The organism is Photobacterium sp. DNB22_13_2 (assembly GCF_052873915.1).
Map to the genome: position 1 here is coordinate 42,221 of NZ_JBNNXU010000018.1, position 26,663 is coordinate 68,883.

The 26,663-nt window shown below is 45.8% G+C and carries 22 protein-coding genes; 12 read left to right on the forward strand and 10 right to left on the reverse strand.

Annotated elements, in window-relative coordinates; translation table 11 throughout:
* Nucleotides 1-76: 76 nt before the first annotated feature.
* The 7 genes from sstT to ACVA58_RS21215 form a co-directional block, all read right to left on the reverse strand.
* On the reverse strand, nt 77-1,318 hold the full coding sequence (gene sstT, locus ACVA58_RS21185) for a serine/threonine transporter SstT (RefSeq protein ID WP_446512352.1): 1,242 nt from the start codon (nt 1,316-1,318) through the stop codon (nt 77-79).
* Between the two features lie 264 nt (nt 1,319-1,582).
* Nucleotides 1,583-3,277, reverse strand: coding sequence for a BatD family protein (locus tag ACVA58_RS21190; RefSeq protein WP_446512353.1), 1,695 nt, complete (start codon nt 3,275-3,277; stop codon nt 1,583-1,585).
* Between the two features lie 4 nt (nt 3,278-3,281).
* Nucleotides 3,282-5,267 (reverse strand): vWA domain-containing protein, encoded by a 1,986-nt coding sequence (locus ACVA58_RS21195; RefSeq protein ID WP_446512354.1) that lies wholly within the window; start codon nt 5,265-5,267, stop codon nt 3,282-3,284.
* On the reverse strand, nt 5,260-6,225 hold the full coding sequence (locus tag ACVA58_RS21200; RefSeq protein ID WP_446512355.1) for a vWA domain-containing protein: 966 nt from the start codon (nt 6,223-6,225) through the stop codon (nt 5,260-5,262). The genes ACVA58_RS21195 and ACVA58_RS21200 overlap by 8 nt, the downstream gene beginning before the upstream one ends.
* A complete protein-coding gene (locus ACVA58_RS21205; protein WP_446512356.1) occupies nt 6,218-6,721 on the reverse strand; it encodes a DUF4381 domain-containing protein in 504 nt (167 codons plus the stop codon). The genes ACVA58_RS21200 and ACVA58_RS21205 overlap by 8 nt, the downstream gene beginning before the upstream one ends.
* A complete protein-coding gene (locus tag ACVA58_RS21210; protein WP_446512357.1) occupies nt 6,714-7,676 on the reverse strand; it encodes a DUF58 domain-containing protein in 963 nt (320 codons plus the stop codon). The genes ACVA58_RS21205 and ACVA58_RS21210 overlap by 8 nt, the downstream gene beginning before the upstream one ends.
* Entirely contained in the window at nt 7,673-8,629 is a 957-nt protein-coding gene (locus tag ACVA58_RS21215) for an AAA family ATPase (RefSeq protein WP_446512358.1), read from the reverse strand. The genes ACVA58_RS21210 and ACVA58_RS21215 overlap by 4 nt, the downstream gene beginning before the upstream one ends.
* Before the next feature lie 568 nt (nt 8,630-9,197).
* On the opposite strand from ACVA58_RS21215, the gene ACVA58_RS21220 reads away from it, so the two are divergent.
* The 4 genes from ACVA58_RS21220 to phaC all read left to right on the forward strand — a co-directional run bounded on the left by ACVA58_RS21220 (nt 9,198) and on the right by phaC (nt 13,499).
* A complete protein-coding gene (locus ACVA58_RS21220; RefSeq protein ID WP_446512359.1) occupies nt 9,198-9,938 on the forward strand; it encodes an SDR family oxidoreductase in 741 nt (246 codons plus the stop codon).
* Between the two features lie 39 nt (nt 9,939-9,977).
* A complete protein-coding gene (locus ACVA58_RS21225; protein WP_446512360.1) occupies nt 9,978-11,186 on the forward strand; it encodes an acetyl-CoA C-acetyltransferase in 1,209 nt (402 codons plus the stop codon).
* 79 nt (nt 11,187-11,265) lie between these two features.
* Nucleotides 11,266-11,613, forward strand: a complete 348-nt coding sequence (locus ACVA58_RS21230) for a phasin family protein (protein ID WP_255043286.1) — start codon at nt 11,266-11,268, stop codon at nt 11,611-11,613.
* Between the two features lie 68 nt (nt 11,614-11,681).
* Nucleotides 11,682-13,499: a class I poly(R)-hydroxyalkanoic acid synthase gene (gene phaC, locus ACVA58_RS21235; RefSeq protein WP_446512361.1), complete on the forward strand. Its 1,818-nt coding sequence runs from the start codon at nt 11,682-11,684 to the stop codon at nt 13,497-13,499.
* A gap of 230 nt (nt 13,500-13,729) precedes the next feature.
* On the opposite strand, the gene ACVA58_RS21240 is transcribed toward phaC, so the two are convergent.
* Genes ACVA58_RS21240 through ACVA58_RS21250 form a run of 3 tightly spaced genes read right to left on the reverse strand, consistent with a single transcriptional unit; the run spans nt 13,730 to nt 16,293 of the window.
* The gene (locus ACVA58_RS21240; protein WP_446512362.1) at nt 13,730-14,413 is read right to left on the reverse strand and encodes a 3-oxoacid CoA-transferase subunit B; all 684 of its coding nucleotides are present in this window, start codon (nt 14,411-14,413) and stop codon (nt 13,730-13,732) included.
* 2 nt (nt 14,414-14,415) lie between these two features.
* Nucleotides 14,416-15,066: a CoA transferase subunit A gene (locus ACVA58_RS21245; RefSeq protein WP_446512363.1), complete on the reverse strand. Its 651-nt coding sequence runs from the start codon at nt 15,064-15,066 to the stop codon at nt 14,416-14,418.
* Between the two features lie 9 nt (nt 15,067-15,075).
* Complete coding sequence (locus ACVA58_RS21250) at nt 15,076-16,293, reverse strand: acetyl-CoA C-acetyltransferase (protein WP_446512364.1); 1,218 nt, start codon at nt 16,291-16,293, stop codon at nt 15,076-15,078.
* Between the two features lie 199 nt (nt 16,294-16,492).
* On the opposite strand from ACVA58_RS21250, the gene ACVA58_RS21255 reads away from it, so the two are divergent.
* The 8 genes from ACVA58_RS21255 to ptsP all read left to right on the forward strand — a co-directional run bounded on the left by ACVA58_RS21255 (nt 16,493) and on the right by ptsP (nt 26,662).
* Nucleotides 16,493-17,383, forward strand: coding sequence for a TIM barrel protein (locus tag ACVA58_RS21255; protein WP_446512365.1), 891 nt, complete (start codon nt 16,493-16,495; stop codon nt 17,381-17,383).
* 74 nt (nt 17,384-17,457) lie between these two features.
* Nucleotides 17,458-18,345, forward strand: a complete 888-nt coding sequence (locus tag ACVA58_RS21260) for a sugar phosphate isomerase/epimerase family protein (RefSeq protein ID WP_446512366.1) — start codon at nt 17,458-17,460, stop codon at nt 18,343-18,345.
* 8 nt (nt 18,346-18,353) lie between these two features.
* Complete coding sequence (locus tag ACVA58_RS21265; protein WP_446512367.1) at nt 18,354-19,094, forward strand: sulfite exporter TauE/SafE family protein; 741 nt, start codon at nt 18,354-18,356, stop codon at nt 19,092-19,094.
* 284 nt (nt 19,095-19,378) lie between these two features.
* Nucleotides 19,379-19,897 (forward strand): hypothetical protein, encoded by a 519-nt coding sequence (locus tag ACVA58_RS21270; protein WP_446512368.1) that lies wholly within the window; start codon nt 19,379-19,381, stop codon nt 19,895-19,897.
* A 10-nt stretch (nt 19,898-19,907) separates the two neighbouring features.
* Nucleotides 19,908-20,222 (forward strand): PTS fructose transporter subunit IIB, encoded by a 315-nt coding sequence (locus ACVA58_RS21275; protein ID WP_446512369.1) that lies wholly within the window; start codon nt 19,908-19,910, stop codon nt 20,220-20,222.
* A gap of 11 nt (nt 20,223-20,233) precedes the next feature.
* Nucleotides 20,234-21,328, forward strand: a complete 1,095-nt coding sequence (locus ACVA58_RS21280; protein ID WP_446512370.1) for a PTS fructose transporter subunit IIC — start codon at nt 20,234-20,236, stop codon at nt 21,326-21,328.
* 10 nt (nt 21,329-21,338) lie between these two features.
* Nucleotides 21,339-23,963 carry a glycoside hydrolase family 38 N-terminal domain-containing protein gene (locus tag ACVA58_RS21285; RefSeq protein ID WP_446512371.1) on the forward strand — a complete coding sequence of 875 codons (2,625 nt, stop codon included), beginning with the start codon at nt 21,339-21,341 and terminating at the stop codon, nt 23,961-23,963.
* Nucleotides 23,964-24,088: 125 nt separating this feature from the next.
* Nucleotides 24,089-26,662, forward strand: a complete 2,574-nt coding sequence (ptsP, locus tag ACVA58_RS21290) for a phosphoenolpyruvate--protein phosphotransferase (protein WP_446512372.1) — start codon at nt 24,089-24,091, stop codon at nt 26,660-26,662.
* The last annotated feature ends 1 nt before the right edge of the window (nt 26,663 follow it).

The following is a 26,663-nucleotide window of genomic DNA, read 5'->3' on the forward strand; positions in this document are numbered from 1 at the left end:
AATCCAGCATCTTGCGATGCTGGATTTTTTTTCGCTCTATCTTTTTTCTTTAACCAATGGTGCTTAGGACGTCGGCTTAAACTGCCTTAATATCAGCACCCTCTACTTTAGCTTCAGCAGCTTTACAAGCAGCGGCAGTAAAGAGAACATCAGTTGAGCTGTTCAGGGCTGTTTCAGCAGAGTCTTGAATAACACCGATAATGAAGCCAACAGCAACAACTTGCATCGCAACATCGTTAGGAATACCGAACAAGCTACACGCCAATGGAATGAGTAGTAGCGAACCACCGGCAACACCAGATGCTCCACATGCTGATACCGCCGCAACAACACTCAATAGAACCGCTGTCGCAACATCAACCTCTATGCCCATAGTGTGAACAGCTGCAAGTGTTAGTACGGTAATCGTGATTGCTGCACCTGCCATATTAATGGTTGCACCCAGAGGAATTGACACAGAGTAAGTATCTTCGTGCAAATCAAGATCTTTACAAAGCTGCATGTTTACAGGGATGTTTGCCGCTGAACTACGGGTAAAGAAAGCGGTAATACCACTTTCGCGGATACAGCGAAGAACCAGTGGGTATGGGTTTTGTTTGGTTTTAACAAAAACAATGACTGGGTTAACAACAAAGGCAATCACGGCCATCGAGCCCAATAGTACTGCAAGTAAGTGCCCGTAGCCGAAGAGTGCATCGAACCCAGTTTCAGCGAAGGTGTTTGCAACTAGGCCGAAAATACCGATAGGCGCCAGACGGATCACAAAGCGAACAATCAGCGTAATGCCGTTAGACACATCGTGGAAAACCTGCTTTGTCGCATCGCTGGCTTGGTGAAGGGCAAAACCAAGGGCAATGGCCCATGCCAAGATACCAATAAAGTTACCAGACATAAGGGCGTTAACTGGGTTATCAACAATCTTGAATAGCAAGGTATTCAATACTTCGGCAATACCTTCAGGTGGCGTTGCGCCCGTTGCACCGGTTACCAGAGTCAAAGTGGTAGGGAAAAGGAAACTCATGGTTACGGCAGTCAGCGAGGCCATTAGAGTACCGAAGAGATACAGCACAATGATCGGCTTCATGTTGGTGTGGGCGCCTTTCTTCTGATTGGCAATAGAAGAAGCAACCAGAATGAAGACCAAGATTGGAGCAACAGCCTTTAGGGCGCTGACGAATAAACCGCCGAGAAAGCCGACTTTAACGGCTGAGTCGGGGGCGAGGAGCGCAAGAAGAATACCGGCGACAATACCAACGAGTATTTGTACGACCAGGCTTCCATTCGCAACTCGGGCTAGAAAGGGTTGTGTTTGATTCATAATACATCCTGCATATTTATAGTTTTGACGCTAAGCATTAAATCTCGTTAGCGATACATTTTGTAACAGGAATTCTGGCACATTTCCACTATCTATTAAAGAAACTTTTGGTTTACCTGATGTTAACAACTTATTTCTGCTTCTCTTGAAGTCTTTAATTCTACTGGGTCCTAGGAGATAGGTTGTTAAGGGAGGGAGTTTTAAGCTTGGGTTGGATGTTAAAAAGCCCACTGTGGGGTGGGCTTTGCGGGTAATAAAGTGCTGTTATTGCGGGGTTATTGGTGCAAGAGCACTTGACTTCTCATTTACATCTCTAATGGTTTTTTTATTCAGCTTATTCATAATTAACAGCGCATCCATCTTGGTATCTTCTTTTTTGTGGCTTTTATCTTTGCTGTATTCTCGCTGCATAACATTTTGTATTGCCTTGTGAAGCTCGTCATGTAATGGGTGGTTAGGGGAGTGCTTTAACCATTGTTGGTAGTAGCTTTGCAATTGAATGGGTTGATCTTGCTCTAGCGCTTGGATCATTCCATTCACCGGTGACAGTGGTTGTTTGGCCTGACCTGATGCAATATTGCGAGGCTGCTGTTTACGCTTGTATTTTTCAATGAGTAATAAGATAAGCGTAGCGAACCAAAGCATGGCTAAACACAAGCTTAGCCATGGCCACCAGCCACTGTCTCGAATGATTTCTGACTGAGCTGTGTTTTCTGCGGGCACCGTATTATCTGATTGCAAAGCTTGTGGCGGCAAAAATGCTTGAGTGCTTGGGTCTCCGGGCTGCACGTCTAGTATTAAACCATCAATTATGCTCGTTTCTTGTTTTGACGCTTCTGTGTTCCACCAGTTGATTGATAAAGCTGGTAACGCGATCTCACCAGCCTGACGGGGAATGATGACTTGTTTGATGGTCATTGATGTAAATTCATTGTCACTGCCATACACAGGGCTCTCATCATAAACACGAACAGAATCAGGGTATTGCAAGTTGAGATTGGGTAGGGTGCTTTGCTCTGCATTTTTGATTCGCAAAGTAATGGTTCGGCTAATTGGTTCGCCGACTTTCATTTCTTTGACATCAGGTTGCCATTGCTGCTCTAGTTCGAGTGCCTCAGTCGGTAGCCATAGCCCTTTGTAATCAGCGGGCTTAGCTAAAACGGATAAGCTCAAGTCATCTGCTTGCTGCTCGAATGGAATTTGAAGCGTGGACCCAAACCCTCGGTTCCCTTTGATAAGGTTACCGGTAAACTTTGCACCACGCAGTAGGATATCACCGTCTTTGTTAGCGGTAATTTGATAATCACGGGTAATAATGAGGTAGCGACGGCCGTTAAGCACGGTTTCGACCTGTCTGTCTTCCCCTAACTGTTTAACATTCAGGCCATCACCTGAAGGTGCTTGCAGTGCCGCTTGGCTCATCTGCTCACCAATTCTAACTCTTACCGTATAGCGAAAACTTTCACCGACATAAAGTTGGTTCTTGTTACTTTCAGCATCAATCTTTATCTCGGGTTTTGATGGGGTCGCTGCTGACTTGTTCGTTGACTTCATGATTGTCATCGTAATGGGGTCAGTCTGGCTGGCACCGACACGAAAACTGGGAATCGTAAACTCACCAATCTCCTTTGCCGCAACCGCTATCTTCCACTCTGTCTGCCTTGTCACAACACCATTAACAAAGCTAGTCCCGCTGCTCACAGACGGTGTGCCGTAATTGAAATGGACATCAAGATTGCTGAGATCGAGCGCGTTAGTATTGACGTTGTCATCGATATTAATGGTGAGCTGGAACACCTCGTTAACACCGACAATATTCTTCGATACCGTCGCAACCGCCTGCGCAGCGAATGAAGACGATGAAAATGCCAGAAGCCAACCTAGAAATAACCCTTTTAACCAAAACTGCCGGCAAAGGAATGAATGTCGATAATTGTTAAACATATTTTTAATGATCATATATTTACCATGAGTTTTCTGTTGCGTCAGGTGCTTGTTTTTCTCTAGCTTGCAAGATGAGCTGAGCACGAATCAGTGCGCTAGTATCGTTAGGCACCTGTTCTAATTTTTTCAATACGGGATCGCTGGCGGTGACGCTTTCTGGCGTTCCCTCATTTGATGACGCAGTCGAGATCGAGCTAGGGTTGTCATCATTCTCTTTTTGATCGCCTTTGGAATGACGCTCAGCTTGCACCGGCTGTTCTTCGGATTGATCCTGTGAACTTGAGGGTTGCCCCTGTTTCTGGTTGAGCTCATTATTCTGATTCTGCTGTGATTGCTCTTGCCCTTGCTGCGATTGACTATGTTCCTGTTCCTGTTCCTGTTCCTGTTCCTGTTCCTGTTCCTGTTCCTGTTCCTGTTCCTGTTCCTGTTCCTGATCTTGTCGATCCTGCTGGGAACTATTGGACTGGCTTGAGTGTTGCCCTTGCTCGGGTTGAGAATCCGGGTTTTTCTGATCCTGTAGGTCAGTACTCTGGTTTTTGTCTTGATTATTTTGTTGGCTGTTTGGCGATTGTCCCTGCTGATTTTGCTGTTGCTGAGACTGGTTTTTATCTGGCTGAGATTGTTGGCCATCTTGTTGCGAGTTACTATCCTGTTGCTGCTTCTCTTGTTGCTGCTTTAGAGCTTGAACCAATGATAAGTTCTTTTGGGCATCCTGATGATCTGGATTCTGTTCCAAGATTGATTGATAAAGTGATTCTGCCTTATCTAACTGACCAGTTTGTGCGTAAGCATTAGCAAGGTTGTATTGCGATTGTTGATCTGAAAGCGGCGAAAGTGTGTCTATTGCATTCTCATAATCACCTGCACGATATTGAGCGGCGCCTCTCCATGCAGGAGAAGAAAATTGCTCAGCTGCTTCTGTATAGTTTTCTTGCTCGAAAAGCTCATACCCTAAGTTATCGCTATTGGTAAAAGGGGCAGACCAACTTGACGCAAAGGCATGATCAACGGGTGTAATAATTAAAACAGCGGCAATGATAATTCCACGACGAAATCCGAGTAATGACAGAAGCACAATGGGGATTAATAACCAAAAGCCACCGTTGATGCGTTCTTCTAGCTCTTTACTCGCATCCGTGTTGTTATTGCTGATCGGTTTTTCAGTTGCTTTGATGAGGTTGTCAATATCATGGTCCGTTGGTTGAGAAATCTGAAATAGGCCTCCCGTCCTGCGTGTTAACTCACGCAGAGGGGCTATTTCAACTTTATCAATCACGGTTTTCCCGTTGCTGTTAGTCAGTAGTGTGCCGTCAGGTAGCCTGATCGGGGCGCCTTGGGTCGTTCCAACGGCTAAGACTGAAAGTCGATACTGATTACCATCGAGAAGTTTTCGAGTTTCACTGCTTTCTTTACTGCTCAAGCCGTCGGTGATCAAAATAATGTCACCTTGCTGATGGCCCGCTTGCTTCAACAAATTAATTGCTTCCTGGATACCCGCTGCCGCATTGCTACCTTGAATTGGCATAATTTCAGGCGATAGGTGGGGGATCAAACTTGCCAGTGTCGAACTGTCTTTTGTCAGTGGACTGACGATGTAGCCATCCGCGGCATACGCAACCAAACCTGTGCTACCTTCTTTCCAGCCAGGTAACAGGTCAAGGGCTTTGAACCGTGCTTGGCTGAGGCGGTTTGGTACGATGTCGTCGGCATACATCGATCGTGACATATCCATGACCAAAACGCGTGCGCCGGATAAGCTAAATGCGGGAAGTGGAGATTTTTGCCAACTTGGCCCTGCAAGTGACAGAACAGTCAGAACCCACAACGTGCCGATAGCCGGTAAGGCTATTCGGGTTTGCGATTTATTTGATAAACCGAGCTTTTCGGCCAAATGGGGGGCGATAAGTCCCTGTTTACGACTCTTTTTGGCTAACCACGGTAGTAGTAGTCCCAGCGGGATCAATGCGATCAACCAATAGGGATATAGGAAAGTAAAATTAACCATTACGCTTTCTCATAATAACGATGATGACTGAAAGTAGTAGCGAGAGAGCCAAAGGAAAACGGAATAATTCCTGACGAGGTCGCCACGTTTGTTGCGCTGTATTAATAGGCTCTAGCTGATCAATCATCTGGTAAATTTGTTCTAACTCCTGCGGGTTTCGAGCTCGGAAATATTGCCCTCCGGTCATTTCTGCAATGCGAGTTAACATTCGTTCATCGAGATCCTGGGAAGGGTTAACGGTCCGGGTTGAAAAGAAGGTACGTTGCTCCATTTCTTCGGCACCCACGCCAACGGTGTAGATAGTGACATCACTTCTTGCCGCGAGCTCTGCTGCTTCCAAAGGTTCAATCACCCCAGCGGTATTGGCACCATCACTGAGTAAGATGATGACTCGCTGAGGTGCTTCACTATCAATGAAGGTTTTGGTTGCAATCCCTAAACCCTCACCGATTGCCGTGCTTTGACCAATAAGTCCTAATACCGTTCTATCAAGCTGCTGTTGGACAGTATCACGGTCAAACGTGAGTGGAGTTTGTAAGTAGGCATGGTTAGCAAACAAGACTAGCCCAAGGCGATCACCACTGCGTTTACCAATGAATTGATGAAGTACATCTTTGACGGCGGTTAGCCGGTCAATGGCCTCATCATCCTCAGTGATCATATCTTTGATCGACATAGATCCTGACAAATCGACAGCAAGCATCATATCGCGGTGATCTGGGTTGATCTCAATTGGATCCCCATACCAAACAGGTCGCGATAGCGCAGTTATCAAGCTAATCCAGGCAGTAGCCATAAATACGATTAACCAACGGCTTACCGTTGCTTTTTGCCCAAGACCTGCAGGTAGCTTGGGCAGCCGAATCGCTGAAGGTTGCGTCTGAGGCTTGCTCAATAAATAAACAGCAATAGGCAGTGGGAGCAACACAAAAGCCCAAAGCCAAGTAAATTCAAACATTGCCAGACTCCTTGGAAACGTCTGGCATACTTTGGAAGTTGGCTTTACGAATCCATTTTTTTGCTTGTTGATAACACATAGCAAACTGTTCTTTTTCTAGCGGGGCAGGGGAAAACAGTCCTTGCTGCCAAACATCAGACAATCTGGTGAAGCCCCGGTCCCTTTCTTTTAAGTGCAAATCGAGAAACGAAAGCCATGATTGTCCCGTTAAGCCTGCGACCTTAGCTCTGGAATGGTATGACATTGCGACCTGACGCAATAACAGGTTAAGTTGATTGAAATCGGTGGGTGATTTCAATGTAGCCAACCGGTGTAAGGCCTCTCGTCTGGCTAAGTTTTGACGACGACGTTTTAGAATGGCCAATATCAGGTAAGTTAAAGCGATAACAGTCAGCAATATAGCGACCCACCATCCCCATGCCAGAGGCCATAGACCAGGTAATTCTGGTAAGTGGATATCAGCAAGTGGTAACGCAGGCATTGTTGTTTCAGCCACGTTGACCTCCTTTATTTCCTTTAAACCCGGAATGACCGAGTTGATCCATCAGTGTCTGAGCGGCAGAGAGGTGATGCAACGGAATGGCTAAGCTTTTACACATATTTTGTATGAAATGTTGATGCTCTTGATACTGCTGGCTGAGGCTGTCACGGGTACTTTTGGCCGAAAAGTCTAGCCAAGTTGCTTGCTGGTCATCCGTAACGAACTCGATACCATTGAATGGGGTATTGCCAAATTCAAGTGGATCAAAGAGCTGAACAAATTGTAAACGATTATGCTGTCTAAGTTGGCTTAACCGTCTTTTATCATTTTCTTGCAGGTGATAGAAATCACTCAGAACGACAATTTCACTTCCTTTCGGGCATAGGTGGTGGAGATGCTTTAGTGCGTCAGAAAAGCTCAGGCGCTGTTCATTAAAGTTCTCATGTTCACCATGCGCATCAATCATGGCGTTGATCACCGTCAACGGCCCTTGCTGGCGAGCTGTCGGCTTACACTCATACATGCGGTTACCGTTGAACACTATTGCCCCAATTCTGTCTTGCTCACTGACAGCTAACCAGCTAAGTAAGCTAGAAAAATGGGCCGCTTGTACCGATTTTAGCAGTAATTGCGTACCAAATTTCATACTGGGGCTGACATCAATCAACAGCATAACGGGTTGTTCGCGTTCTTCGGTAAATAGCTTGGTGTGGGTTTTACCGGTGCGTGCAGTCACGCGCCAGTCAATAGCACGTATATCATCACCTGCCTGATAAGGGCGAACTTCAGCAAAATTCATGCCGCGGCCTTTATGACGGCTCTGGTGCTGGCCATTAAGTTGTGACCAAACACTTTGGGCGGGTGGTAGCCATCGTACTGACTGGTTTTTGTATTGCAGAAGTTCAGCAAGACACAGGTTAACACCATCACTATGGGCAGGAAGTGTTGGGGTTAATTCCTTGGAATTCATGCGCAGGCAACCTGTGAAATTAACTGTTCGACGATGGTATCGGGTGATATGGCTTCAGCTTGCGCTTCATAGCTAAGTAGTAAGCGATGTCGGAGTACAGGATAAGCCATAAGCTGTACATCTTCAGGTGTGACAAAGTCCCTGCCGTGTAGCCATGCATGAGAACGGGCACAGCGATCAAGCGCCAGAGTCGCACGTGGGCTGACGCCCATTTGCAGCCAATTGGCAAGCTGTTCGCTATAGCGATGAGGATGGCGAGTGGCCATAATCAAACGAATGATGTACTGCTCGACTTCTTCTGCCATGTGAATATTGAGTACTTCTTTACGAGCCGCAAAAATCTCTTCTTGGGTAACCTGTACTGTTTCCTCAGCGATAATTCCCAAAGCCTCGCCTCTGTTAAGTCTTAGGATTTCCAACTCGCTGGTTTCATTTGGGTATTCAACATTAAGTTGTAGCAGGAAGCGGTCAAGTTGTGCTTCCGGTAGGGGATAGGTGCCTTCTTGTTCAATAGGGTTTTGGGTTGCCATAACCAGAAATAGCTCAGGAAGGTGATAGGTTTTACGACCTGCGGTGATCTGCTTTTCCGCCATCGCTTCAAGCATTGCTGCTTGTACTTTGGCTGGCGCACGGTTGATTTCGTCGGCTAATAATAAGGCATTGAAAATTGGGCCTGGCTGAAAGGTAAAGTCGCCGGTTTCGGGACGGAAAATATCGGTACCCGTTAAATCAGCGGGTAATAGGTCAGGGGTAAATTGAATGCGGTGGAAATTCCCCTCGATACTGTCGGAAAGCACTTTTACTGCACGAGTTTTTGCCAATCCAGGAGGACCTTCTACCAAGATATGGCCATCGGCAAGAAGTGCGATCATTAACTGTTTAACAAGATTCGGTTGACCTATGACCTGAGTGTTCAGGTGTGATTGAAGGCGTTGGAAAGTCGTTGTCAACATGGGGTTTTATTTTCCTTAAATGAAACAGTTAAATATGAAAATTAAGACTCGATTTAGCAGCGTAAGTTCATCTGCATCATTCAGTTGATGAATTTTTGCCCTTTTGACTCGCTATCTCAACAGGTCAGATGTGCTGTAATTGGTGATAGTTGATGCATACTGTTAACGCAAGTTTGACCAAATCGTAGTCAAATTTTGGCTTTTAGCTAATTCTATATCATTGTTTTTCAACATATAAAACATGGCGCTTATTGTTCTTACAAAAAATAACATTATCGACACATTTAAAGGTTGCCTTTGGTTTCAGTTATTAGCGTGATTCTATGCAGGAATATTGGTACGACCATTGATGCTCCATGTTGATATTGCTATGTGCATGTGTTCTTATAATATTCGTGCAATGTAAAAGTCACCTAAGTGTCTTTTTCACACGCTAGGATGCAACAAGATAAAAAATAAGACTGATAAACAGTCTGCGTTGGTTAGTGGTCCTTATTGATAGAATGCGTATAAGTATTTGAAATTAGGGATGGTATGTCATCTTAAAGATGGAATGGAGTCTTCTGTAATGAGTAAAAAAGCATTAGTAACTGGTGCAAAAGGTGGTATTGGTTCATCGATCACTAAAGGATTGGTTGATGCGGGTTTTCGTGTGATTGCCACGTATTTCCCGAATGGTGAAGCAAAAGCGAAAGAATGGTTTAAAGAGAATAATTATTCAGATGAGCAGGTTCGTTTGTTCCCGCTGGATGTTACAGATGCTGATTATTGTGCAGAAGCGTTAGCAACATTGCTGCAAGAAGAAGGCAACATTGATGTTCTTGTCAATAATGCTGGTATTACACGTGATACAACGTTCAAGCGTATGTCGAAAGAGCAGTGGGGTGATGTTATTACAACAAACCTGAACAGTTTGTTTAACGTTACTCAGCCATTATTTGCTTCAATGTGTGAACACGGTAATTGTCGAGTTATCAATATCTCTTCAGTCAATGGCCTGAAAGGTCAGTTTGGTCAGGCGAACTATTCTGCAGCTAAAGCTGGAATGATTGGCTTTACAAAAGCACTGGCAGCAGAAGGTGCGCGTTCAGGCGTAACGGTTAATGCAATCGCTCCAGGTTATACAGGCACACCGATGGTGGAAGCAATTAAGCCAGAAGTCCTAGATAGCATTAAAGCTGAGATCCCAATGAAGCGTCTTGCTGCACCAGCTGAAGTTGCGGCTGCGGTAACTTTCTTGGCAAGCGATGCTGCGGCGTATATCACAGGTGAAACCTTATCTGTGAACGGCGGCTTGTACATGCACTAACGGGTTAGTTTCTAAAGTTTGAAAGGACGCAAAAAAATCATGTCAAAAGTATATATCGTTGCGGCTAAACGTACGCCTATCGGTAGTTTTAGCGGTGCGCTGAAAACTGTTCCTGCATCTCAACTTGCTGCTGTAGCAATTAAAGCGGCGTTGGAAGAAGCAAACGTAGACCCAGCGAATCTTGATGAAGTTATTCTAGGTAATGTTATTGGTGCTGGACAAGGAATGGGGCCAGGCCGTCAGGCTGCCATCTATGCCGGTGTCCCTCAGGAAGTACCAGCTTATAGTCTAAACATGGTGTGTGGCTCGGGAATGAAAGCGGTAATGGATGCTGCTGCTCATATCAAAGCCGGTGATGCAGAGTTGGTTGTTGCTGCAGGTGCAGAAAACATGTCACAGATTCCATTCTGTGCGCCAGCTACTATCCGTGACGGCCAGAAAATGGGATCTCTAAGCCTTGACGACCTGCTGATTTCTGATGGTCTTACTGATGTGTTTAATCAGTATCATATGGGCGTCACAGCTGAAAATGTTGTTGCTAAAGTGGGTCTGACCCGCGAGCAGCAAGATAACTTTGCATTAGCAAGCCAGCAAAAAGCGGTTGCCGCTATTGAGCAAGGTAAGTTCGCTGGTGAAATTGCACCGGTAGAAGTGACTGTTCGCAGAAAAACCAGCGTTGTCGATACTGACGAATACCCGAAAGCCGATGCAAGCATTGAAGGTTTGGCAAAACTACGTGCCGCATTCAAGAAAGAGGGCGGCTCTGTAACGGCGGGTAACGCGTCTGGTATTAATGACGGTGCCAGCGCCATTATTGTTGCGTCAGAAGCAGCAGTAGAGAAATACGGTCTAACGCCGCTTGCTGAAATTGAAAGCTATGCTCAGGCGGGTATCGCTCCAGAAATTATGGGTCTAGGTCCAGTTCCTGCAGTGGTTAAAGCGCTTGATAAAGCACAGCTTAATATTGGCGAAGTGGGTCTATTTGAATTCAACGAAGCATTTGCTGGCCAGGCTCTAGGTGTGCTTCACGAATTAGCCGATGAGCTAGGGTCTCAAGTAGAAGACTTAGCCGAGCGTTCTAATGTAAATGGTGGTGCGATTGCATTGGGTCACCCACTGGGTGCTTCAGGTAACCGTATTATTGTCAGCCTTCTTCATGAAATGCGTCGTCGTGGAACGGAGCATGGCCTAGCTACCTTGTGTGTTGGTGGTGGTATGGGTACCGCGATTGTTCTGAAGAGCGTCTAATTCAATTGTAAAGCTAAACAATACCTGTATTCACCATGGCACAGGTACTTAATTAATCTTTAAATGAAGGAAATAAGCTATGTATACGGAAATGTTTAAATCTTTTTCTGAGCAGACTGAAAAATCACTAGCACCATACGTTAAGTTCAACAAAATGTTCACTAAGAACGTTGAAGAGCTAACTGAACTTCAGCTTGCTGCTGTTCGCGCTTACAGCGATCTAGGTCTTAACCAGCTTAAAGCTGTAAGTGAAGTTAAAGATGTTCAGTCTTTCGCTGAATTCAATAGCCAACAGCTAGAAACGCTAACTAAGCTTTCTCAGCAGCTAATTGACGATAGCAACAAATTCAATGCTGTTGCTCAAAGCTTCAAAACTGAAGTTGAAGAGCTAGTAGCAGAAAATGTAAAGCAAGCAACACCTGCTTAAGTTGCAAGACCAATTCTGCCGCCCCACTCGTGGGCGGCATTTTTAGTCCTGATATAGAGGTCATTGCAATGAATCATAACTTCTTTACGGACTACTTTGCCAAGCTCCAAGATATGAACCAGATGTGGTGGAAGGAGCTGGATTCCGGCAAGGCAGCCATGAATACTCCCTTAAATAAAGCGCTCAATGAAATTAGCTTAGAAGATACGACTAAGCTGATCGAACAAGCATCAGCGCAACCAGCCGTTATTGCTAAAGTGCAAATGGATTGGTGGGAGAACCAGATGAAGATCTGGCAAAACGTTACCATGAAAACGGGTGACGAAGACGATCTTGTTAAGCCTGAAAAAGATGATAAACGTTTTACTGACCCTGCTTGGGAAAATGAAGCGTTTTACAATTATATAAAGCAATCGTATTTGCTGTTCAGCAATACGATGAAAGAGACAATAGACTCGATGGAAGGGCTAGACGATAAAGCGAAAGAGCGTTTAAGCTTTTTCTCTCGTCAGGCCATCAACGCTATGTCTCCAACGAACTTTGTAACGACAAACCCAGAACTGGCTAAGCTGACCGTTGAAACTAATGGTGAGAACTTGGTGAAGGGAATGGAACTTTTGCAGCAAGATATGCAGTCTAGTGCAGATGTTCTAAAAATTCGCATGACCAATGATGCGGCTTTCCAACTTGGTGAAAATGTGGCCAATACAGCAGGTGATGTTGTATACAAGAATCACCTGTTTGAGCTGATCCAATATAAGCCACTAACTGAGAAAGTGAATGCAACTCCGTTGCTGATCGTGCCGCCATTTATCAATAAGTACTATATCTTGGATCTCCGTGAGAAGAATTCAATGGTACGATGGCTGGTTGAGCAGGGACACACGGTGTTCATGATGTCATGGCGTAATCCTGATGCCAGCATGTTTGACGTTGATTTTGACGACTACGTGGTTGATGGTGTCGTTAAAGCCGTTGACGTTGTTGAAGAGATTACAGGTGAAAAGCAAATCAATGCAGCCGGTTACTGTATCGGCGGTACATTGCTAGCAACCACATTGGCTTACTACTCAGCCAAGCGAATGCGTAACCGCATTAAATCTGCAACCTTCTTCACCACGTTGTTAGACTTCTCCCAGCCTGGTGAGATTGGTGCGTACGTTAATGACCCGATCATTTCAGCAATCGAAGCTCAGAATGAAGCTAAAGGTTACATGGATGGTCGCTCATTAAGTGTGACATTCAGCTTGCTACGTGAAAACAGTCTGTACTGGAACTACTACGTTAACAATTACCTGAAAGGTAACAGCCCAATCGACTTTGATTTGCTGTACTGGAACGGTGATAGTACGAACGTTGCAGTAGCATGCCACAGTACATTGTTGCGTCAGTTCTACCTTGAAAACCGTCTTATCGATCCAAAAGGGTACAAGGTGGGTGGAGTGTATATTGATCTTGCTAAGATCAAAGTCCCAACCTACTTTATCTCAACCCAAGAAGATCATATTGCGTTGTGGCAAGGTACATATCGCGGTGCGAACAAGTTAGGTGGAAAGTCTACATTCGTATTAGGTGAGTCTGGTCATATAGCAGGTATTGTTAACCATCCGGCAAAGAACAAATATGGCTTCTGGACTAATGCTAAATCCTCGGCTGATCCTGAGACTTGGCTAGAAGGGGCTAAACGCCAAGATGGTTCATGGTGGACTCACTGGAACACGTGGATGGGAGGCTTCGAAGAAGCTGAAGCCATTGAAGCTCGAAGTGCAGGTAGTAATACATATCCAGCTACGGGTCCAGCGCCAGGTAACTATGTTATGCAGAAGTTGCCAATTGAAGTGTCTAACGTGCTGCAAGGGCAACCTGAAGAGGCTCAAAAAGCTTAACTTCAACAGTAGATCTATCAAGAAAGCCAACGCTCGTCGCGTTGGCTTTTTCTTTTTGTTCAATCAGCAGAACACTGACGGTAACTAGTCGTTGTAATACCAATCTGGATAAGTAGTTGATCAAATATTTATGTAGGTTGGTATAAGACCGTTTTCGTGTATTCCAAAAAACACCGAGCAACTGGCTCGGTGTTTTACTTTTTCATTAAGTGCAATAGTGATCGTTCGCGTTATAAATCGTTAGGGATCGGCATGGCTTTCAAGTCAGGTGAAATAATTAACTCGGCTTCTGTGGCAGCCTGAATTTCATCAATCGTTGTGCCAGGAGCAAGCTCAGTTAGCATCATTCCTTGTTCGGTGATCTTAATTACGCCCAGCTCTGTCACAATCAAATCAACTTGATTGGCCGCCGTTAGAGGCAGTGAACAATGCTTGAGCAGTTTAGGTTTGCCTTTGACTGTGTGCTCCATAGCGACAATTACTTTCTTGGCACCCACTACAAGATCCATTGCACCGCCCATTCCTGGCACCATTTTTCCAGGGATGATCCAGTTAGCAAGGTTACCTAACTGGTCAACCTGCAATGCGCCCAGAACGGTAGCATCCACATGACCGCCACGAATGATGGTGAAAGAGTCAGCACTGTGGAACGTACATGCGCCTGCCGTTGCAGTTATTGGTTGTCCACCGGCATTGACCAAATCTGGGTCAATATTGGTTTCATCAGGCATTTCACCAATACCAATTAATCCATTTTCAGCCTGAAGTAAAATTTCGATATCAGAAGAGGTCTCATTAGCCACAAGACTTGGTAGCCCAATGCCAAGGTTGACTACATCGCCATCGTGAAGTTCTTGAGCAACACGCCAAGCAATCATTCGGCGAATTTGATGTTTTTCTCGTTGAATGGCCATGATTATGCTCCTTGATAAATGTGGTCAATAAACAAACTCGGTGTGTGTACCGCTTCTGGAGCAATTTCACCGATGTTGACCAAGTTTTCAGCTTCGATGATTACGGTGTCAGCAGCCGTCGCCATTAACGGGTTGAAGTTCTGCGTCGTGCCTTTGTAAACAGTATTGCCTTTGCTATCGACAACAGATCCACGGATCAAAGCAAGATCAGCGTGTAATGGTGTTTCCAGCAGAAAGTCTTTGCCATCTACTTGAATCACTTTTTTTGATTCGGCCACTAAAGTGCCAAGTCCGGTAGGGGTCAATACGCCACCTAAGCCTGCGCCTGCTGCGCGGATCCGTTCAGCGAGTGTGCCTTGTGGGACCAACTCTACATCCAATTCGCCGCTATTCATTTGTGCGCCCGTTTCAGGGTTGGTACCGATGTGCGAGGCATAGAGTTTACTGATACGTTTTGCTTTGATCAGGCGTCCAGATCCTGATTCTGGTGTACCGGTATCGGTGGTGATCAGGGTGATGTTTTTGATGTCAGACTCAAGGATGATATCAATCAGTCCTTCCGGTGCGCCGTTAGCCATAAACCCGCCTATCATGATGGTCATATCATCGCGAAGAAGAGTGGCGATCTCGTTTGCTGAGATAGATTTTTTCATAATATGCTCCTATTTATTCACTTGGCATCGACGGATGATTACAGCTGTTCCCATACCACCACCGATACAAAGAGAGGCTAAGCCGTAGGTCTGCTGTGAACGTTCTAGTTGGTAAATCAACGACGTTAAAATTCGGTTACCTGATGCGCCGAGTGGGTGACCGAGGGCGATGGCACCACCATTGAGATTAGTGCGTGATTCGAGCCAAGATTTGTCGACGCTATGCTTTTCACATAGCTCTTTCATTACGCCGAGAGCTTGTGCTGCAAACGCCTCGTTGAGCTCGAAGCATTCGATATCAGCCAACGTCAGTTTGGCCTTATCAAGGGCATTGGCGATAGCGGGTACAGGGCCAAGTCCCATCACTTTTGGAGACAATCCTGCTTGTCCACAAGCGACAATTTCAGCAAGTGGTGTCAGGTTATAGCGTTGAACAGCTGCTTTCGAAGCAAGAATGATAGCCGAACCACCGTCATTCAGACCCGATGCGTTACCAGCGGTGACCGTGCCTTCTTTTTTGAAAGCAGGGCGAAGCGATTGTAGTTTCTCAAAGCTGGCGTCAGCTTTCGGGTATTCATCTAGGCTAACCGTGTATTGCTTACGGCGATGGGAAACATTGATCGGCTCAATTTCATCACTAAAGCCATGCTCTTGAAGCGCTGCGGTTGCCTTTGTTTGGCTAGAAAGTGCAAATTGGTCCTGTTCTTCACGGCTCAGTTGGTGCAGTTCTGCGATATTTTCTGCGGTGAGCCCCATATGGTATTGATTGAAAACATCAGTCAGGCCATCTTTGATAATGGAGTCGTCGAGAGTCAGTTGACCCATCTTAACGCCATCACGTAATGGGTTTGCAGAAATAAAAGGGGCCTGAGACATGCTCTCCATACCGCAAGCAACAACAATCTCGGCTTCACCTGCACGAATATGACTAACACCATCCATCACGGTTTTCATACCAGAACCGCAGATCATGTTCAGCGTGTAGGCTGGGACAGTCTCAGGGATGCCGGCGAGAATAGCCGCTTGTCGACCAGGGCCCATACCAATACCAGCACTTAATACATTTCCTGCAATCACTTCATCAATCAGGCTTGGATTAAGGTGACATTGCTCGAGAGCACCTTTAATGGCGGCCGCACCGAGTTGAGGTGCTGACACGGGGGCAAGTGCGCCGTTGAAACTACCAATAGGGGTACGTTTTGCGGCAACAATGTAAACGGGTTCCATACAACTTCCTGTTTCAGTTTGATTCGTTAATAACAGTCTATGGGGGAGAGGCGTTCGGGTGTTATAGGCATAGATTCAAATCTGATTTGCGAAAATGCAAAAATAAGATGCGTGCTCGGTCACGCCATTTTGACTCGAGAGTGATTAGTCTGGCTGTAATTTGCTTTGTTCAGTTAATGGATCACTTGAGGGTGGAACTATGAGTTATTCAATTGCATGCGCACCTTGTTGTTGGGGGGTTGAATCTTCCGATAATCCACATAATCCGAATTGGATGACGGTATTGTCAGAAGCGAGGCTAGGGGGCTTTACTGGTACAGAGCTGGGGCCTTACGGTTTTTTACCGCTTGATGCGGATACGGTAAACACAGCGCTATATATCAAAGAGCTGGAAATCTGTGCCGGAACCATTTTCGAACCGTTGTCAGAAGCCAGCAGTTATGAAGATATTATTAAGAAAACTAAGCGGTTGTGCGGCTTACTGCAGCAAATTGGTTGCGAAAAGTTGGTGGTCATTGATTGCGTCAATGACATTAGAAGCCGCTATGCAGGTATGCCTGAACAGGCACCAAGATTGGACTCAAAGTGTTGGGCCCAGATGATGAGCACTATCCGAGATATTGCCGAAGTAGCCAAGCGTCATGAAATTAGGGCGGTTGTTCATCCTCATGCTGGTGGTTATATCGAGTACCAAGATGAAATTGATCTTATGCTAGCTGATATTCCTGCAGAAGAAGTCGGGCTTTGTCTTGATACCGGTCACCTATACTACGCCACCATGGATCCAGCAAAGAGCCTGGTGCAATACGCTGACAGGCTGGAGTATGTACATTTCAAAGATGTGAATCAGCATCGTTTACAGCAGGCTATTAAGGAGCAAGTAGGCTTTTGGCAAGCTTGCGCGGATGGTGTGATGTGCCCGTTAGGAGAAGGGGCGGTGGACTATGACGAAGTAGCCCAAGCGCTTGAGTCTATTGGTTATCACGGTTGGATAACGATCGAACAAGAACGCGATCCACGTCATTCAGACACCACATTGCCCGATATCAAAAAGAGCCGTCAGTTCCTCGTCACTAAAGGATTCATTTAACAAGGGTTCAACGAGCCACGTAGACAGTCTACTTAAAATAATTTAAACAAGTTTGTCATGTAGAGGATGTAATTATGGCAATGAAAATAGCGTGTGCGCCTTGCTGTTGGGGAGTGGAGAACTCTTTACAAGGAGATAATCCAAGTTGGGGTAAAGTGCTTGTTGAAGCACGAGAAGCTGGGTATGAAGGGATTGAACTCGGGCCTGTCGGGTATTTCCCTGAAGATCCTTCTATTCTTGCCAGTTCGCTGCGGATTAGGGGGATGAAAGTGTGCGCAGGGAATTTACATGGCGACTTTAGTTGTCCAGAGTCAAAAGAAGAGATCCTCGATAATGCTCATCGTGTTGTTGATTTGCTCGTTGCAATTGGTGTCGACAAACTGATCATTATGGATCGTGCCAATGCGGCCAGAGATTCCTATGTTGGTCATGGTGTGATCGCACCAAGGCTCAAGAAAGAACAGCAGCAGGCGATGATTGCGACTATTTCAGCGGTGGCGGAAATTGCCGCTGATAAAGGCGTTCGGACATTATTGCACCCAAGTTCCGGTGGTTTTGTTGCTTTTCCTGATGAGATTGCGACGATTATGAGTGCTATTCCAGCTGAACGTCTTGGCTTGTGTTTGGATATCGGACATTTATTTATTGATGGGATGAAGCCGGAAGACTTTATTCGTCGTTATGCAAATCGGTTAGAGCACCTGCATTTTAAGGATGTTGATGGTCAACAGTTACATAATGCAATGCGCAGTCGTTGCGGAATGGCGAGTGCGTTCAGTCAGGGGTTAACACGCCCTTTGGGGGAGGGTAGCATCAACTTCTCAAAAGTCTTCCAAGTCTTACAAGATATTAATTACCAAGGCTGGATTGTTGTTGAACAAGAGCGTGCGGTGTCTCAACTTGAGCATGTGAAAATGGACATGGCAAAGAGCAGAGGTTATCTGGCTGAGCACTGTATGTAAGGGCTGAGATGATTGTTACCGACCCTTGGTTTTATATTACTGCCGTACCTGCTGTATTAATTTATGGGATAGGTAAAGGCGGTTTGGGCGGGGCGCTTGGGATCATTGCCGTTCCTTTGATGGCCCTAGTGGTTTCGCCCACACAAGCCGCTGCAATCTTGCTCCCTATCCTGTGTGTCATGGATGCGTTTGCCGTTAAGCAACATTACCGCAGCGCTGACTATTCGATCTTGCGCCAAATGCTGCCAGGTTCTTTACTAGGGGTATTGCTGGCTGGGCTATTCCTCAGCATTACCCCTGAGGCCGGTCTCAAATTGTTGATAGGTATATTGTCGCTACTGTTTTGCGTGCAGTATGTGTTGGGTGGCGGGAAGAAGGATAAGAAGTCAGGAAAAGTAAGTGCATGGTGGTGGAGCAGTTTGAGTGGTTTTTCCAGTACCGCAATTCATGCCGGTGGTGGGCCTGCCAGTATTTACTTGCTGCCACTGCGGCTTGAAAAAGTGACCTTGATTGCAACAATGGCAGTGTTGTTTGCCATCATCAATTTAGCGAAGCTCATTCCTTATAGTTTGCTCGGTGAGTTCGATGCCACTAACTTGATGACGGCTTTAGTCCTCATGCCTCTAGCTCCTGTTGGGGTTTATATGGGGGTGTGGCTACTCCATCGGGTCAGCCAGGATGTGGTATACCGGTTATGTTATCTGTTCCTGTTTGTATCAGGGATGAAGTTGCTCATTGATGTTTTGTAGTGTGTAGTCCCCTGTTTAAAATAAAAAGCCGCATAGATATATTGCGGCTTTTTTATGAGGTATTTGGTTGTGGGTCAACCACTAGGTGAAGAGAGACAAGGTAATAAATTCATAGATTAAATTATTTTATAAATAATAAATGATGCTTTTTTATGTATTGATAATTGTGAGGAGCGTCATTTATGACAATATGAAAAATTAGTTTATATTCATTTGTGAATCACATCACATCTTAATTTAGTTTAACTGTATAAGATTTGCGTATCTTTACAGGGGATACTTCGATGAAATTTGATTCAGCCACGCTAATAGTATTTATCCAGGGTGTCTTACGCACTCTGGCTAATGCTATTTATTCGTGTGTCTGTATCAATGCCAGCGAAAGTCTTGTCTCCAGCTCTGACAAGGAACTGGATGAGATAGCGTCGGATTATAACCAGCTTTATATTCGTGTTGGTGACATGCTTGGTAAGCAAGTTAGGTATTGGTGCGTTGTTTCTTACGCTCGTTGGAAGCACAATCATCAATGCTGTGCGGCACAGGTTCGCACCTTGTTTTCTTTACTGTCACTAACATACCTATATTTTGCTAAGCAAGTTTCGGCCAGTTCTTTGGTGTGTTTCTATCGCTATGCACCTGCGAATGCAGCGATGTTTAGTACATATGGATCTGCATCACTTGGTCGTGTAAATGCTAGCAAAAACAACGTGTCTAACGTTAGCATTCATCAATTGAGCAGCAATCATCGGAAGATGATTGCTGCTTTTTTTGTTTTTAACAACAGCAACTTATCAAGTTGCTAGCGAGGTCAATATGTATATCGTTTGTGTAGCAGCGTGCCCAACTGGAATTGCCCATACCTATATGGCAGCAGAAGCCCTTGAAGTGCTGGGGAAAGAGCGTGGTTGGGAAGTGAAAGTAGAAACCCAAGGCAGTACAGGTATAGATAATGAGATTACCATGGACGATATCGCACGTGCTAACGGCGCTATCATCGCCGCAGAAGTTGCTGTGGAAGGTATGGATAGATTCGAGCCTCTGACTATTTTGGAATGTGCGGTTGCTGACCCAATTAAACGGCCTGATGCCGTCTATGAAACCATGATGCATTTAATTAATAATAATTAAGGATAATTACCATGGCCCTACTACTAAAAAAAGAAAAAACAGAGTTAGATAAATTACGTGAAGCATTAATGACCGGTGTGTCATATATGATACCAGTTATTGTCGCTGGTGGTATGATGCTGGCTTTCGGCTCTTTATTTGAAACTATAACTGGTGTTGATTTAAATGAGAGTAACTCTTTAGCTGCACAGTTAATTAATGATTTGAAAACATTTGGTTTATATGGCCTGACATTATTATTCCCTGTTATTGCCGCTTTTGTTGGTTTTGGCTTAGCCGGAAAGCCAGCCATAGCTCCGGGTTTAATTGCTGGTATGCTGGCGCGTGACATGCAAATGGGCTTCTTAGGGGCATTGCTCGGCGGTTTGATGGTGGGTTACTTGGTTCGCTGGATGCTGGCGAATATCAAACTGCCAAAAGAGTTCCGCAGTCTGTTACCTATGGTTATCATTCCGTTGATTGGTACTGCTATTGTCCTCTTTGTGATGAAATATATTGTTGGCTATCCGCTTATCTCCCTTAATACTGGTTTGGAAAACTGGTTGGTAGGTATGTCCGGTGGTAATAAGGTACTGATGGCTGCCGTGTTAGGTGCCATGGTCGGGTTTGATTTGGGAGGGCCAATTAACAAAGCGGCAATTACCGTCAGCCTAGGCTTGTTTGCCCAAGGTATTTTTGAGCCAGTGACAGCGTCACATATCGCTATCATGATAGCACCGTTTGGTATTGGTTTATCCACGATTATTGCTAAGCAGTATTACAGCAAAGAGTTACAAGAGAATGGCCGTGCTGCCCTGATGATGTCCTGTGTTGGTATCAGTGAGGGGGCCATACCATTTATCTTAGCCAATCCTGCTTTGATCATTATTAATACTATTGGCAGTGCGATTTCCGCATCTATGGTGATCATGTTTGATTCGATTGTTCAGGCGCCAGCTGCAGGTATTCTTGCTCTTATTCTGTCGTCCAACTTCTTCTTATACCTCATTTCTATCGCGACTGGTGTCGCCTTTGTGGCGGTCTCGACCACGCTATTGATGAAGCGACAATTCAATAAGCAATCAGCAGCAGCTGAAGTTCAACCGCAGACAGCAAAATCAGCTTAAGGTCATTGTGATGTCAACGAATAAGAAAGCATACATAGTTCCTCACACTCACTGGGATCGTGAATGGTATTTCAGTACGGAGGAATCTCAAGTGCTGCTGGTGTTTACGATGCAGCAAATGTTAGAACAACTAGAGAATGATGACGGGTTACCTTGTTTTGTGCTCGATGGTCAGTCGGTGATGCTCGAAGATTACTTGAGTGTTGTGCCTGAAGATACGAATAGGGTCAAAGCACTAGTTGAGTCGGGTAAGTTGTTGGTCGGCCCTTGGTATACCCAGACAGATCAATGCGTTGTTCATGGTGAGTCACAAATCAGAAACTTGTTATGGGGCTGCCGTGATGCAGAACGCTTTGGCGGGATAATGAAGGTGGGTTATGTACCTGATTCATTTGGGCAAAGCGAGCAGCTACCTCAGCTCCTACAACACTTCAACATCGACAAGTGTGTGTTCTGGCGAGGGATATGGGAAGGGATTTGCGCGAATACCGAGTTTCTTTGGCGTGCACCGGATGGAAGTAACGTGACCACGGCTGTACTGGAGTTTGGTTATAGCGCTTTCCAAGGGATGAAAGCCATGGACACGCACCTCGATGGTATTGACCAGAAAATGACTGAGCGTTTCTGGCCTGGGGAGCGCGAGAATTTCTTGTTTATGGGTGGGCACGATCAGAAGCCGTGGCAAACAGAAACGGTGGAGGCGATTAATCAGGCGAATGAAACACGGCCTTATCAATACCAACTGTGCAGTTTTGATGACTATTTTGCCAGCACGGCAACGGGGTCGTTACCTGTGGTTGAAAGTGAAATGTTGTATGGCAAATACAGCCGTATTCACCGAGGCATTTATTCCACCCGCTACGATATTAAAAAGCTAAATAGTGATGTAGAAAACCTGCTGATCAATCAGCTTGAGCCGTTGTTGACGGTCGCCAATCAGTTTGGCCTGAAGTACCCGTATGGTTTGATGGAGAAAAATTGGAAACAGCTAATGCAGAGCCATGCTCATGACTCAATCGGGGGGTGCAATACTGACTCGGTGAATAGTCAGGTGAAGGCCCGCATTCAGGCTGTCCGTGAAAATACCGAACGACTGAAGGAAATCACACTCAAGCAATTGGCTGATTCGTCAACCAAAGGCAAAGACGGTGAGTATGTATTGGTTTTCAACCCACTGCCTTATAGCCGTAATGTTCAACTTGAGCTGGAACTGGTATTGCCGACACGCCAGTTTACTGTTTATGACGGTGAGCAAATGGTAGCAACGCAGTCTGTCGATTGTGAGTTGGTGGATATCAACGCCATTGTTCAAGATCCAACCACCCTTGGTGATGAGCGTTTCCGATCTTGGTACCGCCATACCGTCTTAGTCTCTCTAGAAGGCTTGCCTGCTTGTGGTTACCGTAACCTAAAAATCGAGCGCTTAGCTGACGCAGAGGATGCGGGTCCTGAAAAGGCGAAAGCAGAAACTCAAGCTGAGAATGAAGAGTCGGTCACTATTGCCAACGAAGCTCTGTCAGTCAGTGTCGATATGCATGGCACTGTAAGCCTAAGCTGTTTGGTTAGCGGCCAGCATTGGCATGATCTCTTAACCTTGGTCGATGGTGGTGATGATGGGGATAATTATGATTTTTCTGAGCCGCATGCTGACTATTACGTTGGTTTTACCACCGAAGCTGAGAAAATTAGAGTTTGCCATGGGCCACTGAGATCTGAAGTTCGCATCACTTACCACGCGATGTTACCAGCGGATTTATCCGAACGCGCCGAGCAGCGTTGTTCAGTAAAACAGAGCTTAGATGTCGTGCTGGGGCTGGCGAAGGACAGTGAGCAACTCGATATTGCTATTGAAATTGATAACCACGTTAACGATCACAGGCTTCAGCTACATGTGAATGGTGATTTTGCACGTGCCCAAAGTATTGCGGATCAACCAATCGGGCTAATTCAGCGAGGTAATGACGAGTCAGCGTTGTCGCTGTGGCAACAACAGCAATGGACCTCTTGTCCGATGCCTATTTACCCGATGCAGAGTGTTGTCGCGGGCGAAACTTTACAGGGCGGGCTCGCTGTGATGACGGATGGTATTCGTGAATATCAACAATACGATGACTCGATTGCCATTACCTTGTTCCGAGCTATGGGTTTTGTTGGTAAACCGGATTTGAAATACCGCCCTGGACGCTTATCTGGGCTACCGGACGCAAGTCCAGATTCCCAGCTTCAACAATCACTGTCGTTCCGCTTGGCGCTTTATCCATTCAGTGGTAGTGCCTACGACGCTAGGTTATGTCAACGCGTCAAGGAGTGGTTGAGCAAACCATTAACTCTGCATAACGGTGTAGTGCAGCGGTTTATGATTGCGCCGCCAATGTTCACGGCTCCAGAAGCGTACAGTTTATTAGCGCTGAATCAACCATCAGTCACAGTAAGCGCAGTCAAGATCTGTGAAGACGACACTCAAAGTGTGATTGTCAGGTTAATGAATGCAGGCACGGAAGCCGTGGCTCTCGGTGAACTCCCAGCCGGCTGGAAAGTTCATCAAGTTGATGGCATGGAGCGCAATGTCGGTGACATAACCGCAGAGTCTGTTGTTCCGGCACATGGGATGCTTGGCCTGCGCTTGAGGAAATAATCCACATAATTAGTTTACCTCTCACCCAAGTCACAAAGCTCGGGTGAGTGGTCTTCTACACCCAAAACTTGTATCGAATAAAAAAGATCGAATAGCAAATATCGGATAATCCCGAAGGGGCAATCATGACTAAATCATTTGAATTTACCAACCCACTGGAAAATGGCATCCATGCCAGACCAGCGGCAGAAATAGAGAACCGAGCTAAACCTTTCGGTTGCCAGATCATCTTATTGAATAAAAGCAAAGGGACAAAAGCAGACGCCAAAAGTGTGCTGTCACTGGTGGGTGCAGATGCTGTATTGGGGGATGAGTGCCAGTTTATTTTTAACGGTGAAGATGAACAAGTAGCGTGTGATGCGCTGAAATTATTCATTGATGACGATTTTGCTCATTGTGATGGGCCGTTAGAGAGCGTGGCTGTTGATGTAAATCAGCCATTACCGGTTTCGCTGATCAAAGCAGAACCAACGCATGTGCGTGGCACTATCGTATCTACTGGTATTGGTAAAGGCCGACCTGTGGCCTGTAGTCAGGTGGACTTACATCAGGTTGCAGAGAATGCAGAATTTGCATGTACTGGCAGTACAGATGCAGCCTTGACCAAAGCATTGTTTATACTTTGCCAGCAACTTGAAGAGGCGGTATCCCAGGCTGAAGCAACTGATAGCCATGAAGAGTTGACGATTCTTAAAGCTCACTCACAAATGGCAGGAGATAGCTTATTTAGCGAAACACTGGCCAAATATAGCCAGCAAGCAAACCCTATTCTTGCCATCGCGCAGGCATCTGATGAGCTGAAAGCCCCGATGCTTAAGAGCCAAAGTAACTATATGCGTGAGCGTGCCCTCGATATTGATGACTTGTGTACAAGGTTAGCAAGTTTGGTGGTTGGAAAGGCATTACAGCAGCCTGTGGCTTTATCTGAAGACAGTATCTTGATCGCTGACAACCTAACACCGAGCGAATTCTTGGCGCTGGATAAGTACTGGCTAAAAGGGGTAGTACTTGCTGAAGCCGGGCAGACATCTCACACCGTTATTTTGGCTCGTTCATTTGGTATTCCGGTGCTTACCGCCGTTGAGGGGGCCGAAGCTTTTTCCCACAACGCAAATATTCTGATACTCGATGCGCGCTATGGCTGTTTGATCCGCGATCCTAATGACGAGGTTACGCAGTTCTATCTGTTAGAACAGCGTAAGCAGGCTGCGAAAGACGCACTGCTAACCCCTTTTGTGACGAGTAAAGGGCAAAGTAAAGATGGTCATCCCTTGGCCTTGTACGCCAATATCGCAGTTGGACTTGAAGCGGGTAGCGCATTTGATCGCGGGGCCGAAGGGATCGGACTGTTCCGTACTGAAATGCTATTTATGGACCAAGATAGAGCACCCAGTGAAGATGAGCAGTATGACGTTTACCGGGAGGTGATCGCAGCGGCTGCGGGTAAACCTGTGATTATTCGAACCCTTGATATCGGTGGTGATAAACCGTTGCCGTACTTGGAGCTGCCTGAAGAAGAGAACCCATTTCTTGGCTATCGAGCGGTGCGGATGTATCCACAATATCAGTCGATGGTTGAAAGTCAGCTCCGTGCTTTGCTAAGGGCATCGAGTCACGGTGTGGTCAATATTATGATCCCTATGATTGCTTGTGTGGAGGAAGTACAGTGGATTAGCCAGCTTTGCAAACAATGTGAAGATCAGCTCCATACTGAAGGTGTTGCCACCGGACAATGGCGATTAGGGATCATGGTCGAAGTCCCATCGGCTTGTTATATGATCGAAAAAGTTGCCGGTATGATTGATTTCATCTCAGTGGGAAGTAATGACCTTACCCAATATTTCATGGCTTGTGATCGCGGTAACCGAAAAGTCTCTTCACTATATGACAGCTTCCATCCTGGCTTTATTGCCTTTCTTCACGATATCGCGAAAGTGGCGAATAAATCAGGTGTTGAGCTGGGGATTTGCGGCGAAATGGCAAGTGATATAAGGGCACTACCGCTACTGTTGGCAATGGGATTCGACGAAATCAGCCTATCATCACCGAACATTGTTCAACGCCGTGCCGACTTGGCGGCGCTTGAATTTACGTCATGTTGTGGTCTGCTTGAAAAAGTATGTGCTCTCGCAACCGTCGAGCAAGTCAAAGCACAAATTGATCAGTTTTGGCAGCAGCAGGTTTCCCCTGAAATTTTAGATGAGCAACTGGTCATTGAGTGTGATGCGCTCGATAAAGCCAGTGTGATTAAGCAGCTAACGGATAATTTAGAAGTGCAGGGTAGAACTGATAGTGCAGGCTCTGTTGAGCAGGCAATCTGGGAAAGAGAAGCAATTTTTGCAACCTCTTTGGGTTTCGGTGTGGCTGTTCCGCACTGTAAATCAGACGCGGTGAGTCATAATAGCATCTCAATTGCGCACCTCGCTAAGCCTATTGTCTGGAATGAAGCCGACGGTGAGACGGTTTCGACGGTGATCATGTTAACCATCTCTAGTCATGACAAAGAAGGCACTCACATGAGCATTTTCTCTAAGCTGGCCCGAAAGCTGATGCATCGCGACTTTCGAGAAGCACTAATGCAGAGTGAAACTGGATTAGATCATGCAGAGCGAAAAGATGTTCGATTAGCAGTGACCCACAATACGGCAGTAAATACGGTATCCCTTCTAAAAGGCGTACTTTACGAGCAAGTGGCATAAG